We start from the raw sequence: 18,726 nt of genomic DNA, 5'->3' as shown, positions 1-18,726 counted from the left end.
CGCCACCCCTGAACTGCTCTCCGCCCTGAACTACTCGCCGCCTGCCACCCACTTGGCGGCAAGCGCCACCGAGGGATGCCGCCACGTGAACCCTCTTTCCCGGAGCAGCGTCGGCTCGATCCGCTGGCTCGCCAGGAGAAGTTCGTCGGCCAGCTTGCCCATGACGAGGCGCAGTGCCGGGGCCGGCGCGCGCACCAGGGCCGGGCGGTGAAGAGCCTTCGCCAGCCCGGCAACGAGGGTGTTCACATCGGCAGTTTCCGGGGCGGCAACATTCACCGGGCCCGAGTCCCCGGAGGTGAGGAGGAACCCGAACGCTGACGTGAGGTCGGGGAGGGTGATCCACGGCCAGTACTGCCGGCCGTTGCCCAGCGGACCACCAATCCCGGCCCGCAGCAGCGGCAGCAGGCGTCCCATGGCTCCGCCGGATCTGCTCAGCACCACTGCCGTCCTCGGGGTCACCACCCGGACATCGGCGGGGGCCTCGCGGGCCGCCGCTTCCCACTCGACGCAGATGCGCGCCATGATGCCCTGCCCGGCGGGGGAGTTCTCCGTCAGCATGGTGTGCCCGGCGTCGCCGTAGTAGCCGGCGCCGGACTGGCTGATGAAGGTCCGGGGCGGGGAGTCGAGGTGACGCATTGCCGAGGTAAGCGTCCGGGTGGGATCGAGGCGCGACCGGAACAACTCATCGATCCGGTGCGGTGTCCATGGCCTGGCCCCGATGTTGGCGCCGGAGAGGTTAATGACGGCGTCGGCGCCCTCAAGGCTGCCGGGATCCAGGGTTCCGGTGGCGGGATCCCAGGGGATTTCCGACGGCGACGACGGCTGCCGCCTCACCAGCCGGACGACGTCGTGCCCGTCTGAGGAGAGGCGGGAGGAGAGTGCGGTTCCGATGAGCCCGGAGGCGCCTGCCATGACGATACGCATGATCCATCTCACCATGCCCGGCACGGCAGGGCACCTCCCCGACGGCTCATGTCACGTTGACTATGATCGAACGATGACCTCTTCGAGTTACCTCCGGTTCCCTCATGTCCACGGCGATCTGGTCACGTTTGTGGCCGAGGACGATGTCTGGATTGCCCCCCTCAGCGGCGGCCGCGCCTGGCGTGTTTCCTCGCTCCAGCTGCCCGCCCGCAACCCGCGCTTTACGCCGGACGGAAAGAAGCTGGTCTGGACGGTCGTGCAGGGGACGGCTCCCGAGGTGGTCATCGCTGATGTCGACGGCGGGGAATACCGCCAGCTGACCTTCTTTGGCCACAGCACCACCCGGGTTAAGGGCTTCACCCCAGCGGGGGACATCGTGGTCACCAGCGCGTTCCGCCAGGCCGAAAGCCGCCACACGCACGCCTACCGGCTGTCCACCGAAGGCGGCTGGGCCGAGGAGCTCCCGCTGGGGCCGGTCGAGTCGGTGGCCTTCGGACCGGAACTCGGGGACGAAAAGCCGGTGGTGGTGGGCAGCGTGCTGTCCCGCGAGCCGGCCTGGTGGAAGCGCTACCGTGGCGGCACCGCCGGCAAGCTCTGGATCGACAGCGACGGAAACGGCGAGTTTGAACGGCTCGTGCCCGAACTGGACGGCAACCTCGCCGACCCCATGTGGGTGGACGGGCGCATCGCCTTCCTCTCGGACCATGAAGGGTACGGCAACCTGTACTCGGTCCTGCCCGGCGGCGGGGACCTGCGGCGCCACACGGACCACGAGGACTTCTACGTCCGCCACGCCTCCACCGACGGCAAGCGCGTGATCTTCGAATCGGCCGGTGAGCTTTGGCTCCTGCATAACCTCGGGTCCGAGGCCGTCCGGCTGGACGTCACGCTCGGATCGGCGTCCCAGGGCCGCCGTCCCTCGCTCCTGAAGGTCTCCAAACACCTCGGTGAGGTCCGGCCGGACACCACCGGGGAAGCAAGCGCCGTTGAGTCCCACGGAACCATCCACTGGCTGCGGCACAAGGACGGGCCCTCACGTGTTGTGGAAGCGACCGCCGGCGTCCGCGCCCGCCTGCCGCGTCCCCTCCCCGATGGGCGGATCGCCTACGTGGCAGATCACGACGGCGACGAGGCCCTGTTCATCAGGGAAATCGCCCCGCAGGTTCCGGCACCTGGCGGCGCCGACGCAGCAGCCAAAGCAGCGGCCAAGACCAGCGCCGCGCCGGACACCAAGTCCGCGGCAGATCCGCAGGAGGCCGCGTCTCCGGCAATTCCCTTGCCCAGCCCCGTCTCTGCAGCCGGTGTAGCGGGACCCCGCACCACCCATCCCGTGGCCGACGACGCCGCGGCCGACCTCGCCCCAGCGGAGGCAGCGGACGCGACTGCGCAGACAACCGGAACGGCAGCGGCCGAATCGGGCCCGCTCACAGTCCGCTTCCCCAAGCCTTCACGCGCCAGCGCCATCGAAGCCAGCCCGGACGGCCGCCGGATCGCCATCGGAACCGCCTTTGGCGACCTGTACATCGCGGATGCCCAGGACGGCACGCTGACGGCCGTCACCAGCATCGGCGAGGGCAGCATTGAGGACCTTGCCTGGTCGCCGGACTCCGCCTGGCTCGCCTGGTCCGAACCGGTGACGTCCTTTGGCTCACGCAGCCGCCTGCGGCTGGTCCGCGCCGGCGTCCCGGAAAAACCGGCCATCGTGGAGGTGACGGACGGGCGCTTCCGGGACGAATCGCCGTCGTTCTCCCCGGACGGCAAGTTCCTTGCCTTCCTCTCCAACCGCAGTTTTGACCCGGTCTACGACGGCCACTCCTTTGACCTGTCCTTTCCCAGCCCCATCAAGCCCTACCTCGTGGCGCTGGCGGCGGACACCGCGTCACCGTTCGGCCCCAGCGTGGCCCTGGCAGACGGCGCCGAGGCGCAGGCCAACGCGGGACAGGACAAGGCAGCACAGTCTGGTGCAGCCGCGGGGGGCGATACAGCACCGGCCGCCGTCCGGGTGGACGCGGAAGGCCTTGCCCACCGGGTCATCAGCGTCCCGGTTCCGCAGGGCAACTACTCTGACCTGACTGCCGCCGACGGTGCTCTGCTGTGGCTCGACAGCGCCCTGGCCGGTGTCACCGGGGAAGGCAGGGCAAGCCTGGAGGACAAGAACGCGGCCCCGAGCCTGGTCCGCTTCGACCTGGCCAAGCGCAGGAGCACCACCCTCGTGGAGGCCCTGGACAGCTACCGCCTCTCCGGTGACGGCAAGAAGGTGGTCCTGGTCCACGACAAGCAGGTCCGGGTGGTGCCCTCCGACGCCAAGGCCGACGAGGACTCCGGCCAGCTGGTCAAGGTGGACCTCACCCGCATCCGCGTTCTGATGGATCCGCTGCGCGTGTGGGGCCAGGCGTTCGATGAGGCGTGGCGGCTGCAGCGCGACTTCTTCTGGACCGAGGACATGGCTGGCCAGGACTGGGACTCCATCCACGCCCGCTACCGTCCGCTCGTGCAGCGGCTCGGATCGCATGACGACCTGGTGGACCTGCTGTGGGAGCTGCACGGCGAACTGGGCACGTCGCACGCCTACGTGCGCCCGGCGGCGGCCGTTGAGAACGGCAGCAACGGCCAGGGCAGGCTGGGTGCCGACCTCGCCTTCACCGGCGAGGGCTGGGAGATCGAGCGCATCCTGGCCGGCGAATCGTCGGACCCGCTGGCCACTTCGCCGCTGACGCGGCCGGGCGCCGACGCCAAGGCCGGGGACGTTCTGCTGGCGATCGACGGTGTGCGCCTCACCGAGTCGCTCACCCCCGCCATGCAGCTGGTGGGCGCGGCCGGGCGGGCGGTGGAACTGACCATCCGCAACGGCGCCGGCCACGGCGAATCAGCCGGCGTCCAGCGCCGGATTGCCGTCGTCCCGATCAGGGATGAGGAACGGCTCCGGTACCAGGACTGGGTGAACGCCAACCGCCGCACGGTCCGCGAGGCGTCGGACGGCAAGTTCGGATACCTGCACATCCCGGACATGCTGGCCAACGGCTGGGCACAGCTCCACCGTGACTTGGACACCGAGACCGCTCTTGACGGCCTCATCGTGGACGTCCGCCGCAACCGCGGCGGGCACACCTCCCAGCTCGTGGCCGAACTGATCGGGCGGAAGGTGACGGGCTGGAGCATGCCCCGCGGCGAGAAGCCGCGGACGTATCCGCATCACGCGCCGCGTGGCCCGGTGATCATCCTGGCCGACGAATTTGCCGGGTCCGACGGCGACATCATCACCCAGGTGTCCAAGCTGCGCGGCATCGGCCCGGTGATCGGCACCCGCACGTGGGGCGGCGTCGTCGGCATCGACAACCGCTTCACGCTTGCCGACGGAACAGGCGTGACCCAGCCGCGCTACGCCACGTGGTTCGGCGGCGGGGTGGGCTGGAGCGTCGAAAACCACGGCGTGGCTCCGGACATCGAGGTGACGTTCCCACCGCACGCCTACGCTGCCCGCCGGGACCCGCAACTGGAGTCCGGCATCACGGCCTTGAAGGAGATGGTGCAGGAGCTCCCCACGGACCGGCCGCCGGCCCGCGAAGGCTACCGCCGGCTCCGCCCGGAGCCGCTGCCGGCCCGCCGGCAGAGCCAGGCGTAGCGCCCTGAAGCACTGAAGGCCCCGTTCCCCACTGGATTTCTCCAGGGGAACAGGGCCTTCAGTGCTTTACGGGATCAGGAAGCCAGCGTGGCGTCCAGCGTGATCTCAATGCCGGTCAGGGCCTGGGATACCGGGCAGCCCTTCTTGGCGGATTCCGCGATGCGCTGGAAATCCTCCTCGGAGATGCCGGGGATGCGGGCGTTCAGGGTCAGGTGGCTGCCGGTGATGCCGGTGCCGGGCTGGAAGCCGACCTCTGCCTTGGTGTTGACCTCGTCCGGGGTGAAACCGGCCTGGCTGAGCTCGTGGCTGAACGCCATGGAGAAGCATGCGGAGTGTGCCGCGGCGATGAGTTCTTCGGGGCTGGTCTTGCCGCCGGCCGCTTCGGTGCGGGCCTTCCAGGTGACGTCGAACGTGCCGAGGCCCGAGCTGTCCAGGGTGGTGTTGCCTGAGCCTTCCGTCAGGCTGCCGGTCCATACAGTGTGCGCGTTGCGTGTTGTAGCCATGTCACTCCTCAACGTTGATTCGATCCGGGGATACGGCAGCAGCCGTTGCCCCGCCGCTACCAATCCTATGGATTCGGTCCCTCCGGTGCACAGGTTGTCCGCTGTCAGAGGATTATGACCGAATCGCCCGATTTGCGGCTTAGTTCCGGCTTGGTTCCGCTGTTAGTTCCACAGGGTGGCGATGGCGATGTTGATCAGTGCCAGCCCGCCGACGCCGTGTGCCAGGCCGGTTGAGACGGGCTGCCCGTTCTTGACCTTGCGCGCACCAATCACGGCCAGGACGGCGACGATGACGCCGATGACGAACTTGATGCCCAGCTTGGCGTAGTTCGGGTCGCCAAAATTGGTCGGATCCTGGCTGTGCAGAAGCGGAAGGAGGCCCATCATGGCGATGCCCGTGAGCAGCTGCAGGAAGGCTCCGTCGCGCTGGCGGGGGTGCACGGTGGGCTGCCTCATCGTGGCGATCCAGTAGCCCACGATCATGGCGGCTCCGACAACGTGCAGGAACACCAGAATGCTAAAGAGAATAGTCATGGCTCCAGCTTAGCCAGTCTGTTCTACGTCCTGTAGCAAATCCACGCGTGGCCCGGCGGCGGTTTAAACAACGACGGCGGTACGGACTCCGGTGGCAATCCACCGGCGTCCGCACCGCCGTCGTTATTGGCAGTTGGCTACAGTCCCAGGGTTACAGTCCCAGGTCCGCTTCGAACGCGCCCTCTTCGAGGCGGGCCTTCAGCGTCTGCAGGAAGCGTCCTGCGTCCGCACCGTCCACGAGGCGGTGGTCGTAGGTGAGGGACAAGTACATCATGGAGCGGATGGCGATCGAGTCGTCACCGTTCTCGTCCTGGACTACCACGGGGCGCTTGACGATCGCACCGGTGCCCAGGATGCCGACCTGCGGCTGGTTGATGATCGGGGTGTCGAACAGCGCACCGACGGAACCGATGTTGGTGATGCTAAACGTACCGCCGGACAGCTCGTCCGGGCCAATCTTGCCGCTGCGCGTGCGGTCTGCGACGTCGGCGATCTTGCCGGCGAGGCCGGCGAGGTTCAGGTTGCCGGCGTCGGAGATGACCGGAACCAGCAGGCCCTTGTCGGTGTCGACGGCGATCGCCAGGTGCTCGGCGTTGTGGTACGTGATTTCCTGCTTGTCCTCATCGTACGCAGCGTTGAGCTTGGGGTGCTGCTTGAGGGCCTCGGCCACGGCCTTGGCGATGAAGGGCAGGAACGTGAGCTTGACGCCGTTCTGGGCCTGGAACGAGTTCTTGGCCTTGAGGCGCAGCTTGGCCACCTTGGTCATGTCCACTTCGTGTACCTGGGTCAGCTGGGTGGAGACATCCAGCGACTCACGCATGCGGCGGGCGATGACCTGGCGGATCCGCGGAGCCTTCTGCACGGTGCCGCGAAGCGAGGAGGCTGCGGCCGACGGAGCAGCGGACGCTGCGGCCGGGGCTGCTGCCGCTGCCGGAGCGGCCTTGGATTCAGCAGCGGCCAGCACGTCCTGCTTGCGGATGCGGCCGCCGACACCGGTGCCGGAGACGGAAGCGATGTCCACACCGTGCTGGTTAGCGAGCTTGCGCACGAGGGGAGTGACGTAGCCGGACTCGCCGCCCGCGGCCGGAGCGGCCTGCGGAGCCGGTGCAGCCTGGGGGGCCGGTGCAGCCTGCGGTGCCGGTGCTGCCTGCGGTGCCGGTGCTGCCTGCGGGGCAGGCGCGGGGGCTGCTTCCTGGGCGGGGGCGGGCTTCTCAGCTGTCGGTGCGGGCTGTTCCGCGGCCGGGGCGGCAGGAGCTGCTGCCGGAGCCGCAGCAGGGGCAGCGGCGCCGGAACCGATGACGGCGAGGACGGAGCCAACCTCGGCGGTCTCGTCCTCGTTAACGCGGATTTCCTGGAGCGTGCCGGCAACCGGGGACGGGATTTCGGTGTCGACCTTGTCCGTTGAAACTTCGAGCAGCGGCTCGTCAACTTCCACGGTGTCGCCAACGGCCTTGAGCCAGCGGGTGACGGTGCCTTCGGTGACGCTCTCGCCCAGGGCAGGCAGGGTGACCTCGTGGCCTTCGCCGGAGGAGGCGGGTGCGGCCTCGGCTGCAGGGGCTTCCTGGGCCGGTGCCTCTTCGGCGGGAGCGGCAGGTGCCTCTTCGGCGGGGGCTGCTGCCGGTGCTGCGGCAGGTGCCTCTTCGGCGGGGGCTGCTGCGGGGGCTTCTGCAGCGCCGCCGCCCGAGCCGTCACCGATGCGCACCAGGGGCGCGCCAACTTCAGCGGTCTCGTCTTCGGCGACGAGGATTTCCTCGATGACGCCGGCGATCGGAGAGGGGATTTCAGTGTCTACTTTGTCGGTGGAAACCTCGAGCAGCGGTTCGTCCACCTCTACCCGGTCACCTACCTGCTTGAGCCAGCGGGTGACAGTTCCTTCGGTGACGCTCTCACCGAGGGCGGGCAAGTTAACGGATTCAGACATGTCGTCCCCGTTCTCCTTATTGATCTAAAAGTGCGGATGAATTGCTGCATTGTTCGGGCCTGGTGCACCCTGCTGTTCGAGCCGGTGCACCAGGCCCTTGTTGTCTTACGGAGTTCTCTTGCGGAACGACTTAGCCGTGGAGGGGCTTGCCCGCCAGCGCCAGGTGCGCCTCGCCCAGGGATTCGTTCTGGGTCGGGTGGGCGTGGACCAGTGCGGCCACGTCCTCGGGGTATGCTTCCCAGTTCACGATCAGCTGGGCTTCGCCGATCTGCTCACCCATGCGGGCACCGATCATGTGGACGCCGACGACGGGGCCGTCCTTCTGGCGGACCAGCTTGACGATGCCGCTGGTGCCCAGGATGGAGCTCTTGCCGTTTCCGGCGAGGTTGTATTCCTGCGTTTCGACCTGGTCGTCGCCGAACTTGGCCTTGGCACCCTTTTCGGTGTAGCCGACCGTCGCAATCTCCGGCTCGGAGTAAGTGACCTTGGGGATGTTGACGTCTTCGACGATGACAGGCTTCAGGCCGGCGATTTCCTCGGCGACGAAGATGCCCTGCTGGTAGCCGCGGTGCGCCAGCTGCACGCCGGGGACGATGTCGCCGACCGCGTAAATGTTGCCCACGCCGGTGTGCAGGCGCTCGTTGGTGATGACGAAGCCGCGGTCGATGGTGAGCCCGGCCTCTTCGTAGCCGAGGTTTGCGGTGACGGGACCACGGCCGACGGCCACGAGGAGGAGGTCGGCTTCGAAGGTCTTGCCGTCGACAAGGGTGACCTTGACGCCGTCGTCGTTCTGCTCGACGCCCTGGAAGAAGACGCCGGTGGAGAACTTGATGCCGCGCTTCTTGAAGGCGCGCTCAAAGTTCTTGACGATCGTCGCGTCCTCGTTCGGGACGAGGGAGGGGAGTCCTTCAACGATCGTGACGTCAACACCGAAGGACTTCCAGACGGAAGCGAACTCGACGCCGATCACGCCGCCGCCAAGGATGATGGCGCTCTTGGGGATGTAGTCCATGGTGAGGGCTTCATCGGAAGTGATGACCTTGCCGCCGATTTCCAGGCCCGGCAGCGTGCGGGAGTAGGACCCGGTCGCAAGCACGATGTTCTTGCCCTTGTAGGCGGTGCCGTTCACGACGACGGTGTCGGTGCCCTGAAGCTTGCCTTCACCCTCGATGACGGTGATGCCCTTGGACTTGATCAGGCCCTGCAGGCCCTTGAACTTGCCGGCGATGATGCCGTCTTTGTAGGCGTTGACAGCTGTGATGTCGATGCTGTCGAGCGTCACGTTCACGCCGTACTTGGCGGAGTCGCGGGCGTGGTCTGCCAGCTCCGCGGAGTGCAGGAGCGCCTTGGTGGGGATGCAGCCGTTGTGCAGGCATGTGCCGCCGAGCTTGCCCTTCTCCACGAGGCCAACGGTGAAGCCAAGCTGAACGGCCCGGAGAGCCGTGGCGTACCCGCCGCTGCCACCACCGAGTACCAGGATGTCGAATTCTTGCGCAGTTGCCTGATCGGCCACTTAGACGCTCCCTCGCGTGAACGATGACACGAGAGTACGCATCATCTGGTCTTGGAAATTGCTCTGCCGTGATTATGCCAGCAGGCCTTTTCCCTTTCATTTGTGACTACCGTGGTTCACCTTAGCGAACCACTTATCCATGCTCCACCTTGCCGGTCCTTTTGTGGAGCGCTTGTGTCGAGTGTCACGCGGCTGTGTGGCGAGCGGATCACGCTGCCGCACAGCCGCGCGTCACACAGGCTTAGGCCAGGAGGTCCTCGACGTACGCCACCAGCGTGCGCACGGTGCAGCCGGTGCCCTGCTTCGGGGTGTAGCCGTAGGGCGCCCCGTTGTTGAAGGACGGGCCGGCGATGTCGATGTGCGCCCACGGGATGGTCTGGCCGCCCTTGTCCTTGCCCACGAACTCGCGCAGGAACACGGCAGCCGTCATCATGCCGCCGTGGCGCTCACCGATGTTGGCGATGTCCGCCACCTGGGAGTCGAGGCTGGGCCGCAGCTCTTCCGGCAGGGGCATCGGCCAGACGAGTTCGCCGGCACGGTCTGCGGCCGCCTTCAGCGGGCCGGTCACGCTGTCCGCGCCCATGATGCCGGCGGTGCGGTTGCCGAGTGCGATCAGCTGGGCGCCGGTCAGGGTGGCAACGTCGATGATGGCGTCCGGGTACTCCTGGCTGGCCGCGACGATGCCGTCGGCCATGACCAGCCGTCCCTCGGCGTCGGTGTTCAGGACCTCCACCGTCTTGCCGCCGAACATGGTCAGCACGTCGGCGGGACGCGACGCGGCCCCGGAGGGCATGTTCTCGGCGATGCACAGCCAGGCGGTTGCCTTGACGGGCAGTCCCAGGCCAGCGATGGCCAGCACCGTATTAAGTACGACGGCGGCTCCCGCCATATCGCTCTTCATGTCGCCCATGCCCAGGGCCGGCTTAATGGAAATGCCGCCGGTGTCGAACGTGATGCCCTTGCCCACCAGGGCGATCTTCCGGGTCGCCTTGGCGGGGGAGTACTCCACCTTGACCAGGCGCGGCTGCCGGGCCGAGCCCTTGCCGACGCCCATGATGCCGCCGAAGCCCTCCTTCTCCAGGCGCTTCTCGTCCCACACCGTGACCTTGACGGGCAGACCCTTGGCCAGTTCCTTGGCGGCGTCTGCGAACGACTCGGGGTAGAGGTGGCTCGGCGGCTGGTTGACGAGCGAGCGGGTGGCGTTGACAGCCTTGCCCAGCAGGCGCGCACGGTCGAGCGCGGTGTCCACGTCCTTGTCGCCGGCCAGATCAGTGAAGATCGCGACGTCGGCCACAGGATCCTTCAGGCCGTCCTTGGAGGACCTGAATTCGGTGAAGGAGTACGCGCCCAGCGCGGCACCCTCGGCGATGGCCGCAACATCGGCGACCTTCGCCGTCGGGAACGCCAGCGTGACCGAGGACAGGCCGGCAAGCTGGCGGACGGCGGAGCCGGCAGCGCGGCGCAGCGCCTCCCCGGAAACCCGACCCCCGGCGTCGACTTTGCCCACACCGGCCAGCACGAGGATTCCCGAGCCTGTTTCCGGGAGTCCGGGAAGGCGGACCGCCTGGTCCGGAGCGCCGGTGATGCCGAGCACCTTCAGGGAATCGGTCAGGGCCTCTGCGGATTTTGCGGTCAGCGGGTTTTCCAGCAGGAACGGGCCGTCCGTGCCCTGTCCGACGCCGATGACCACCGCGTCACTTGCCGCCTTCTTCAGGTCCCTTGCAATGGCACTAAGGTTGGTTTCAGTATTCTTGACCACGAGGATCGGTCCTCAATTCTCTGTGATTGTTCGGGCAGGGAGCGCAGGCAATAGAGCCAATTCCGATCGTAGTCTCTCGCTCCGAAACTGCGCGGGAGCGCCGGGGAGTCGGGCCGGTTGAGAGCCTCGCCACAACGCCCCGAGGAATGACGCCGCTGTTCCGGGCGTTATGAAGATTAACCCCGACCACGAAAGGAACTCGCCGTGTTTGAAAGGATTTCCGGCTCGCTGCTGGACCCCGATGCGCTCTATGCCAAGAACATTGGGCTGTTCCATAACCCTGAGCTCCGCGGGCTGAACCTGGTAATGGGCTTTACCGGTTTCGCCGACGCCGGCCACGTGGTCCGGCAGATCACCGACGAGCTGCTGGACACGCTCGACTCGGAACGTGTGGCCGTGTTCGACGCCGACCAGCTGATGGACTACCGGTCCCGGCGCCCGCACGTGACCTTTGTTGAGGACCACCTGCAGGACTACCAGCCGCCCACACTCGCCCTGTATCGGCTGGTTGACGGGCTGGGCAAGCCCTTCCTTTTCCTCGCCGGCTTCGAGCCTGACCTGCAGTGGGAACGCTTTGCCCGCGCCGTGGTGCAGATCGTGGAAGCCCTGGACGTCAACCTGGTGACCTGGATCCACTCGATTCCCATGCCCGTGCCGCACACCCGTCCGGTCGGGGTGACCGTGCACGGCAACCGGCCCGAACTTATTGAAGGCATCTCCTCCTGGAAGCCCACCGTGGAAGTGCCGGCCGCCGTCGGGCATGTCCTGGAGCTCCGCCTGACTGACGCCGGCCGCAATGTTGCCGGGTACGTGATCCACGTGCCGCACTACCTCGCCGAGGCGGAGTACCCCACAGCCGCTGTGGCGGGGCTGGAGTACCTGGGTGCCGCCACTTCGCTGATGTTGCCCACCGACCGGCTGCGCGAATCCGGCCGGGAAGTTGGCCGGCAGATTGCCGAGCAGATTGAGGCGTCTGAGGAAGTGCAGCAGGTGGTGGCCCGGCTCGAGGCCCGTTATGACGAAAAGGCCGAGGGCACCGTCCGGCGGTCCCTGCTTGCCAACGAGAACGATGAACTGCCCGACGGCGATGCGCTGGGTGCCGCTGTGGAGGCTTACCTGGCGCGGGAAAACCCCGCGCCGTAAGCCCCGTCACGGGGCGGCATAAGACTCGTCACTCGACGGCCAAAACCGGCCAATTTAAATAGTATTTTTGTCCGTGCAGGGGATAATAAAAGGGTGACTGCACCCCGCGCCTGGCTCATTTGGTCCATTGGCATCTTCTCGTACCTCGTGGCTGTGACGCAGCGTACGTCGTTCGGTGTAGTCGGCCTCGAGGCGACCGAGAGGTTCCACGCCAGCGCCTCGGCCATCTCCTTTTTCACTGTGCTGCAGCTGCTGGTGTACGCCGGACTTCAGATTCCGGTGGGCGTACTGGTGGACAGGTTCGGTTCCCGGGCCATGATTGCCGGCGGAGCTCTGCTGATGGGCGTGGGCCAGCTGCAGCTGGCCTTTGCCGAGAGCGTCCCGGCCGGTGTGCTGGGCCGCGTGCTCGTGGGTGCCGGCGACGCCATGACCTTCATCTCCGTCATCCGGCTGATTCCGCTGTGGTTCGCGCCCGCCCGCGTTCCGCTGCTGACCCAGCTGACCGGTATGTCCGGGCAGCTCGGCCAGCTGCTGAGCGTGGTGCCGTTCGCCTTTATTCTTCACGCTGCGGGCTGGACCCCGGCGTTCCTTGCCCTGGCCGGATTCTCCGGAGTCGCCGTCGTGCTCGTGGTCCTGATGCTGCAGGACGTGCCCCCCGGCACGCCCAGGCAGGAAGCCGCCAAGGGGCTGCGCGCCACCGGCGTTTCCCTGTCGCGCGCGTGGAAGCAGCCGGGGACCCGGCTGGGGATGTGGAGCCACTTCACTATCCAGTTCAGCGGCACGGTGTTTGCTATGACCTGGGGCTACCCGTTCCTGATTTCGGCGCAGGGCCTCAATGCCGGCACCGTCGCATCGCTCATGTCCCTGTATGTGGCCGGGGCCATCGGGGCAGGGCCACTGATCGGGCGCTTTGTTGCGCGGCACCCGCTCCGTCGCTCCACCATGGTCCTCCTCCTCGTCGCTGCCACGGCCGCAGCCTGGGCGGCCGTGCTGCTGTATCCCGGGCGCTCGCCGCTGTGGCTGCTGGCCGTCCTCATCGTGGTGCTGGCCATCGGCGGCCCGGGATCCATGATCGGCTTCGACTTCGCGCGCACCTTCAACCCGGCGCATCGGATCGGTACCGCTACCGGCATCGTCAATGTGGGCGGCTTTTTCGCGGCGCTGATGGCCATCTACCTGATCGGCGCAGTGCTGGACATCCTCAACTCCACCGGCTTTTCCCGCGGGGAACTCTACGGCCTGGAGCCCTTCCGCATCGCGCTCTGCGTGCACTTCCTGCTCCTCGGCGTGGGCTCCGTCGCCATGCTGGTGGTCCGCCGCAAGGTCCGCCGTCAAATGGCTGCCCAGGGCGTCGTGGTGCCGCCGCTGCTGCAGGCAATGGCCCAGCAGCGCAGGGAACGGATTGCCCGCCGCAAGGCCCTGTCCCGCGATTAGGGTTTCACCGCAGCTGCGGCGCCGGCTGACGGCCCACGGCGGCACTGCCCGTCACGTCCACTGTTCCTTCCTCCACTGTTCCTCAGCAGGTGCTTTTGGCGGCCGGTTTTCCACATGGCACAGAACGGGTATCGCGGATGCCGTGACCGCCGTCGGAAGCTGTTTGCATGACAGCACCGGAGCATCTCACCATCAGTGGACCCGAAGACATCCTTGGTTATATCCCGCACAGTCTGGGCTATTGGCCGTCGGACAGCCTCGTGGCCATGACCATGCAGGGCAAACGTCTCGGAGCAACGCTTCGCGTCGACCTCCCGGAGGGCGGCGGACGCCGCGGCCGGGAGGCTTTCGCCCGGACGGTCGCGGAGTACCTGCTGGCGGACAAGGAAGCCGACGGCACGCTGCTGGTCTTCTTTGCCGACGGCGGTTTCATTGACGACGGCCGGGAAGACGTCGGTCGGAGCAGGGTGGCGTCCTTCTTTCGGCCCCTGCTCGCCGATCTGGAATGCGCGCTCGGGCTGGCCGGCATGCCGGTGCGCGATGCCTGGTGCGTCGGCGAGGAGTATTGGTGCAACGTGTACTGCATAGACAGCAGTTGCTGCCCGCCGCCGGGGCGTCCCGTGGCGGAGATCCGGGACAGCCGGCTCAACGCCGAGATGGTGTATTTGGGCAGCAGCGTCGGTGCGCCGCCCGGGTCCCCTTCGCCACCCAACGCGGATACACCGGCACCCGACGATGCCGCCGTCATGGCAGCCGAGCGCGACTGGACTCGGGCCTTGGCCGGCAAGGGGACTCTTCGGGCGCAGTTCGATGCTGTCCTCGATGCCTGGGCCGCCGCGCTGGAGGCCTTCCCGCCGGTGGCCCTTTCGCCTGAAGCCGTTCCGGGCCGAGCCGGTGCGCTTGATGCCGCTCCGGTTCGAGGCCCGGGCGGCGGACTCGAACCGGACATCGCCGGGTTCCTCCGCGCGTCGCTGCGTGTTCCGGCCTGGCGCGACGCGGTCCTGGTCATGGCCGCGGCCGGGCGCGACTCGGCTGCGACCGGTGCGGAGGCCTTCGGGATTTTCTCCGCCTCTGATGGCCTAGCGGCGTCATGCCCGTCGCTGCCGGAGGCGCGGCTCACCCCGGGCGGCCTGCCCGGCCCTGTGGCCGACGGCCGGGAGGCATCGTCGGCGCCCGGAGCAGCACAGCCATCCGGAACAGGAAAGAGCGCCAGCCGATACCAGCAGGTCGCGACCACAGGTTGGGCCGGCGACGTGGCCGCTTCCGACGGCGGCCCGGATGCCCTGCCCGGTTACGGCGAAGTCCTGTTGGGCCTGAGTCCACCGGTGCCGGACTGGGACACGCTAAAACGCCTTGAGAGCCTGATGCAGGAGCTGTCGTCGAGCGGCGGTGGTGAAGCGCAGGCCGCGGCGTTTACGGCGCTTGGCTGGATCGAGTGGTGCCGGGGGAGGGGTTCATTCGCGCACGCATCCTTAGCCCGGGCTCTGGAAGCCACCCCGGGATACCGGCTGGCAGAGCTGTTGTCCGAGGTAGTCCGGCGCGGAACAATTTGCGGCTGGGCAGGGCGCCGCGAGGCAGCCTGGCAGAGATTCGGATCGGATGCCGCCTAGACTGAGACCGCCGAAGACAGCACCCCGCGTAGAGCGACGGTGCGCTGACTTTGGGTGCAGACCAGAGGCTACCGGAGCCGACACGCCCCGCCGCCGGGAGCTTATTACAGGCCCATCGGCCCCCGGCGCGGAAAATCGTGAGACAATGGAGGCCGAGACCCGGTTGGGTCCGTGAATCAATGCTTGCAGTGGATCCCAAACGGGAACATTGCGGCCGTCCCGGCAGTTCTACTTAGTGGCCCTGTCGGTCGGTTGCATCTGATGTCAATCACGGACTTGACAGGGTCATAGTGGTGTTGCCCGAAGGTGACTCCACAGACCGCCGCTAGAAAGGTTTTCTGTGACCCCGTCTTCCGCGAAGAAGGAACCCGCCGCCCTGGCCGTTGACACTGCCGAGGAGAAGCCGGCGGCATCCAGCGCCAAGCGTCCCGCCACCCGTGCCGCTGGGAAGCCCGAGCCCAAGAAGCGCGGACCTAAGCCCGGAGCCAAGGCTGCAGCCGAAGCTGCCGGAAGCCGCTCAACCGATGACGATGCCGACGTGGAAGTCGAGGAAGACCTCGACGACGCGCAGCCGGACACCGCTGATCTGGTCGATGAACCCGACGAGGCCGGCAAGGAAGCCGCAGCGCCTACCGGTTCGGGATTCGTTTACTCTGACGCCGATGACGACGATGCACCTGTCCAGCAGGTCATGTCGGCCGGCGCCACCGCCGACCCCGTCAAGGACTACCTGAAGCAGATCGGTAAGGTAGCCCTCCTTAACGCCGAACAGGAAGTTGACCTCGCGCTCCGCATCGAGGCCGGCCTGTTCGCCGAAGAGAAGATCGCCGCTGACGACGGCTCCATGGACCCGAAGTACAAGCGCGAGCTTGAGTTCATCATCCATGACGGCAAGCGCGCCAAGAACCACCTGCTCGAGGCCAACCTCCGCCTCGTTGTCTCGCTTGCCAAGCGCTACACCGGTCGCGGCATGCTGTTCCTGGACCTCATCCAGGAAGGCAACCTCGGCCTCATCCGTGCCGTCGAGAAGTTCGACTACACCAAGGGCTTCAAGTTCTCCACCTACGCCACCTGGTGGATCCGTCAGGCCATCACCCGTGCCATGGCGGACCAGGCCCGCACCATCCGTATCCCGGTGCACATGGTGGAAGTTATTAACAAGCTGGCCCGTGTCCAGCGCCAGATGCTGCAGGACCTGGGCCGCGAACCCACGCCCGAGGAGCTGGCGCTCGAGCTGGACATGACCCCGGAGAAGGTCGTCGAAGTCCAGAAGTACGGCCGCGAGCCCATTTCGCTCCACACGCCGCTCGGCGAGGACGGCGACTCCGAGTTCGGTGACCTCATCGAGGACTCCGAAGCAGTCGTTCCGGCCGACGCCGTGAGCTTCACCCTGCTGCAGGAACAGCTGCACTCCGTGCTGGACACCCTGTCCGAGCGCGAAGCCGGCGTTGTTGCCATGCGGTTCGGCCTTACGGATGGCCAGCCGAAGACTTTAGACGAAATCGGCAAGGTCTACGGCGTTACCCGTGAGCGCATCCGTCAGATCGAATCCAAGACCATGTCCAAGCTCCGCCACCCGTCCCGGTCGCAGGTGCTGCGGGACTACCTGGACTAGGAAACGCGAACACGGGCCAGGCCTACCACCGGACATCGGCGGCAGGCCTGGCCTTTGTCATGCCCGGGTCGTGGTGGTGGCACGTGGGGCCCCGAGATACCAACCGTGCCGCCGCGCCGGCGGTCGTCTTCGCGCAGCTATGTCTGGCCTGCGCCCCTCTGTCTGGCCTGCGCCCCTCTGTCTAGTCTGCGCCCTTGGCTACAAGTAACCCAGCTACAGGGAATCCATGGCGGTGGCTTGGCCGCGGCAGGCACCGGCTATCCGCAGCACCGGTAAGCAACCGAGGCAGCAGTCACCCGACTTGGGACACATGGCCGGCCGTTCCGGCTCCCTGGTCAAGGACGCCTGGATCCAGACTGCCTGAGTCCATGTCCGCTGGTTCCGGGCAGCTCGTATTCAGCCAACCGATTTCGGATTCACCCAACCGCTTCCGGCTGGGTACTTACCCGGCAGCGGTGGTGCGGTGGAGTGGTAGGTGTGGCCGGTGGGTGTGGTGATTTCGATGGTGTGTCTCGGTCCTGGTCTGGGTTGGGCTTTCCAGCCGGGGAGTTCTTTGGTGTGGTTGCAGGCTTCGCACAGCCCGGCGCCGTTGGCGAGGGACGTTGGACCTTCGTCGTGCCACGGGATGATGTGGTCGTGGTGGCGGATCGGGGCGTCGCAGTAGGGGGTGCGGCAGGTGTCGTCGCGGATGTGGATGAAGCGCCGCAGCAGTGCCGGGAAAAGCCGCCGTCTCGAATCCATGGCGACGAGGTCGCCGGTCCCGGGCGCGGTGTAGAGGCGCCGGACCCAGATCTTGAGCTCCGGCAGGTTCTTGGCTGAAGTACGCGCAGCTGAATCGTGCGCCGCCGCGGGCGGGACCCGGCCCGGCTCTCCCTGCCCCTGTCCCTGTCCCTGTCCCTGTCCTTGCGTGATGAGTTCCCGGGCCCAGGCGCCGGGGATGATGCCGTAGCCGGGGAGGCGGGCGGGTTCGGTGTCGCCTTGGAGGAGGGTGCGGTCGGTCATGACGAGGTTCAGTTCGATGCCGGTGATGCCGCCGGGGGTGCCGGTGGTGGATTCGACCAGGGTGTCGGCTTTGATCTGGTCGCGGGAGCGGGGGTCGCCGGCGGCGTGGAGGGTGTCGGCGTTCCGGGTCAGTGCCGTGTACACTGCGACGCCTTCGTGGACGGGCAGCAGTGCTGTCAGGTAGGTCATGCAGTCCGGTGCCGGGCGCAGACTCACCCTGCGTTCCGAGGCGGCGTGGCTGGCGCGCTGGGCCACGGACCGGGCGTCTCGGCGGATGGCGGCGGCCTTTACGGCGGCGATGACTGCCCGGGTTCCTGCGCCGTTGAAGGTTCCGGTGTCGGCGGCGAGTTCCTCGTCCACGGCAGCCCGGTCTTCGGCCGTCAGGCAGGCGGTCTCTTTGACGACGTGCAGGGCGCGTTCTTCGTTGAGCTGGCCGGTGTCCAGGGCGGCCAGGCTGTGCGGCATCTCGGTGACCAGGGCCTTAGACGTGCCGAGCAGCCGGTGCCCGCGGTTTGGGGATTCACCGCGGGCCAGCGCGATCTGTTCGGCCGCGCCCAGGTCCCGGTTTGTGCCGCGGTCCTTGCCCAGGTCTTCGGCGGCGAGGGGCGGCCGGTCGGTGGATTCCTGCCGGAGCCGGGACTCGAAGGCCACCGAAAGCCGCGCCTGTTGCCCGGCGGCCCAGCACTTGACGTTCTCGTACCCGCGGACCTGATCGATCAGCCCGGCACTGTCAGCCGTGAGGTCAGCTGCCGGGAGAAAACACCCGGGCGTAGTTCCACGGTCATGGACGCCGCCGTCATCCAAAGGCCCGTCATCAAAGGGGTCCTCGTCGAAAGAACGGTCCGCGAACAGGGCCTCGGGAAACGGGTCCTCCGGCAACGACGCCGGATAAGCGGCGTCGAGATCCTCGTCATACGGCAACCCGTAGTACGGATCGGCGTTGGGAACCGCGGCATCGGGGAGTGCAGCAGCGAGCAGAGTGCCGCCACCCGCGCGGACCGCCAGGGCCTGCTCCGATTCCCCAATTTCATCCATAGCTACAGTCTGAGGAGGGGGTATGACATTTAAGCGCGACAACCGTGCCGGCGACAAAGCAAAAGAGCGACAAAGAAAAAGCCAGGACCCCCGCGGTGGGGATCCTGGCTT

The 18,726-nt window shown here is 67.1% G+C and carries 12 protein-coding genes; 5 read left to right on the top strand and 7 right to left on the bottom strand.

Annotated elements, in window-relative coordinates; genetic code table 11:
• Nucleotides 1-30: 30 nt before the first annotated feature.
• Complete coding sequence (locus tag ABIE00_RS15440) at nucleotides 31-924, bottom strand: TIGR01777 family oxidoreductase (protein ID WP_354261662.1); 894 nt, start codon at nucleotides 922-924, stop codon at nucleotides 31-33.
• Nucleotides 925-997: 73 nt separating this feature from the next.
• On the opposite strand from ABIE00_RS15440, the gene ABIE00_RS15435 reads away from it, so the two are divergent.
• Nucleotides 998-4,546 (top strand): S41 family peptidase, encoded by a 3,549-nt coding sequence (locus ABIE00_RS15435; RefSeq protein ID WP_354261661.1) that lies wholly within the window; start codon nucleotides 998-1,000, stop codon nucleotides 4,544-4,546.
• Between the two features lie 74 nt (nucleotides 4,547-4,620).
• Here the strand turns inward: ABIE00_RS15435 and ABIE00_RS15430 are convergent, their stop codons facing one another.
• The 5 genes from ABIE00_RS15430 to ABIE00_RS15410 form a co-directional block, all read right to left on the bottom strand.
• Nucleotides 4,621-5,049, bottom strand: a complete 429-nt coding sequence (locus ABIE00_RS15430; RefSeq protein WP_111903455.1) for an OsmC family protein — start codon at nucleotides 5,047-5,049, stop codon at nucleotides 4,621-4,623.
• A 162-nt stretch (nucleotides 5,050-5,211) separates the two neighbouring features.
• Entirely contained in the window at nucleotides 5,212-5,583 is a 372-nt protein-coding gene (locus tag ABIE00_RS15425; protein WP_354261660.1) for a hypothetical protein, read from the bottom strand.
• Nucleotides 5,584-5,734: 151 nt separating this feature from the next.
• The gene (gene sucB / locus ABIE00_RS15420) at nucleotides 5,735-7,504 is read right to left on the bottom strand and encodes a 2-oxoglutarate dehydrogenase, E2 component, dihydrolipoamide succinyltransferase (protein WP_354261659.1); all 1,770 of its coding nucleotides are present in this window, start codon (nucleotides 7,502-7,504) and stop codon (nucleotides 5,735-5,737) included.
• A 130-nt stretch (nucleotides 7,505-7,634) separates the two neighbouring features.
• Nucleotides 7,635-9,017, bottom strand: coding sequence for a dihydrolipoyl dehydrogenase (lpdA, locus tag ABIE00_RS15415; RefSeq protein WP_354261658.1), 1,383 nt, complete (start codon nucleotides 9,015-9,017; stop codon nucleotides 7,635-7,637).
• Between the two features lie 241 nt (nucleotides 9,018-9,258).
• Nucleotides 9,259-10,776: a leucyl aminopeptidase gene (locus ABIE00_RS15410; RefSeq protein WP_354261657.1), complete on the bottom strand. Its 1,518-nt coding sequence runs from the start codon at nucleotides 10,774-10,776 to the stop codon at nucleotides 9,259-9,261.
• A 204-nt stretch (nucleotides 10,777-10,980) separates the two neighbouring features.
• Between ABIE00_RS15410 and ABIE00_RS15405 the strand changes: the two genes are divergently transcribed.
• The 4 genes from ABIE00_RS15405 (at nucleotide 10,981) to ABIE00_RS15390 (ending at nucleotide 16,578) form a co-directional block, all read left to right on the top strand.
• The gene (locus tag ABIE00_RS15405; protein WP_190603358.1) at nucleotides 10,981-11,919 is read left to right on the top strand and encodes a proteasome assembly chaperone family protein; all 939 of its coding nucleotides are present in this window, start codon (nucleotides 10,981-10,983) and stop codon (nucleotides 11,917-11,919) included.
• Between the two features lie 93 nt (nucleotides 11,920-12,012).
• Complete coding sequence (locus tag ABIE00_RS15400) at nucleotides 12,013-13,353, top strand: MFS transporter (RefSeq protein ID WP_354261654.1); 1,341 nt, start codon at nucleotides 12,013-12,015, stop codon at nucleotides 13,351-13,353.
• Nucleotides 13,354-13,520: 167 nt separating this feature from the next.
• A complete protein-coding gene (locus ABIE00_RS15395) occupies nucleotides 13,521-14,963 on the top strand; it encodes a DUF4192 family protein (protein ID WP_354261652.1) in 1,443 nt (480 codons plus the stop codon).
• Between the two features lie 340 nt (nucleotides 14,964-15,303).
• The gene (locus ABIE00_RS15390; RefSeq protein WP_331574803.1) at nucleotides 15,304-16,578 is read left to right on the top strand and encodes an RNA polymerase sigma factor; all 1,275 of its coding nucleotides are present in this window, start codon (nucleotides 15,304-15,306) and stop codon (nucleotides 16,576-16,578) included.
• A gap of 396 nt (nucleotides 16,579-16,974) precedes the next feature.
• On the opposite strand, the gene ABIE00_RS15385 is transcribed toward ABIE00_RS15390, so the two are convergent.
• On the bottom strand, nucleotides 16,975-18,615 hold the full coding sequence (locus ABIE00_RS15385) for an HNH endonuclease (protein ID WP_354261651.1): 1,641 nt from the start codon (nucleotides 18,613-18,615) through the stop codon (nucleotides 16,975-16,977).
• Nucleotides 18,616-18,726 lie beyond the last annotated feature (111 nt).

Origin of the sequence: Arthrobacter sp. OAP107 (assembly GCF_040546765.1) — a bacterium.
Taxonomy (GTDB): Bacteria; Actinomycetota; Actinomycetes; order Actinomycetales; family Micrococcaceae; genus Arthrobacter.
This window is presented reverse-complemented; position numbering and strand designations above follow the sequence as displayed.

Bases quoted from the DNA above. Each gene is read 5' to 3' on its own strand.
- ABIE00_RS15440 (WP_354261662.1), bottom strand. From the start codon at position 924: ATGCGTATCGTCATGGCAGGCGCCTCCGGGCTCATCGGAACCGCACTC.
- ABIE00_RS15435 (WP_354261661.1), top strand. From the start codon at position 998: ATGACCTCTTCGAGTTACCTCCGGTTCCCTCATGTCCACGGCGATCTG.
- ABIE00_RS15430 (WP_111903455.1), bottom strand. From the start codon at position 5,049: ATGGCTACAACACGCAACGCGCACACTGTATGGACCGGCAGCCTGACG.
- ABIE00_RS15425 (WP_354261660.1), bottom strand. From the start codon at position 5,583: ATGACTATTCTCTTTAGCATTCTGGTGTTCCTGCACGTTGTCGGAGCC.
- sucB (WP_354261659.1), bottom strand. From the start codon at position 7,504: ATGTCTGAATCCGTTAACTTGCCCGCCCTCGGTGAGAGCGTCACCGAA.
- ABIE00_RS15395 (WP_354261652.1), top strand. From the start codon at position 13,521: ATGACAGCACCGGAGCATCTCACCATCAGTGGACCCGAAGACATCCTT.
- ABIE00_RS15385 (WP_354261651.1), bottom strand. From the start codon at position 18,615: ATGGATGAAATTGGGGAATCGGAGCAGGCCCTGGCGGTCCGCGCGGGT.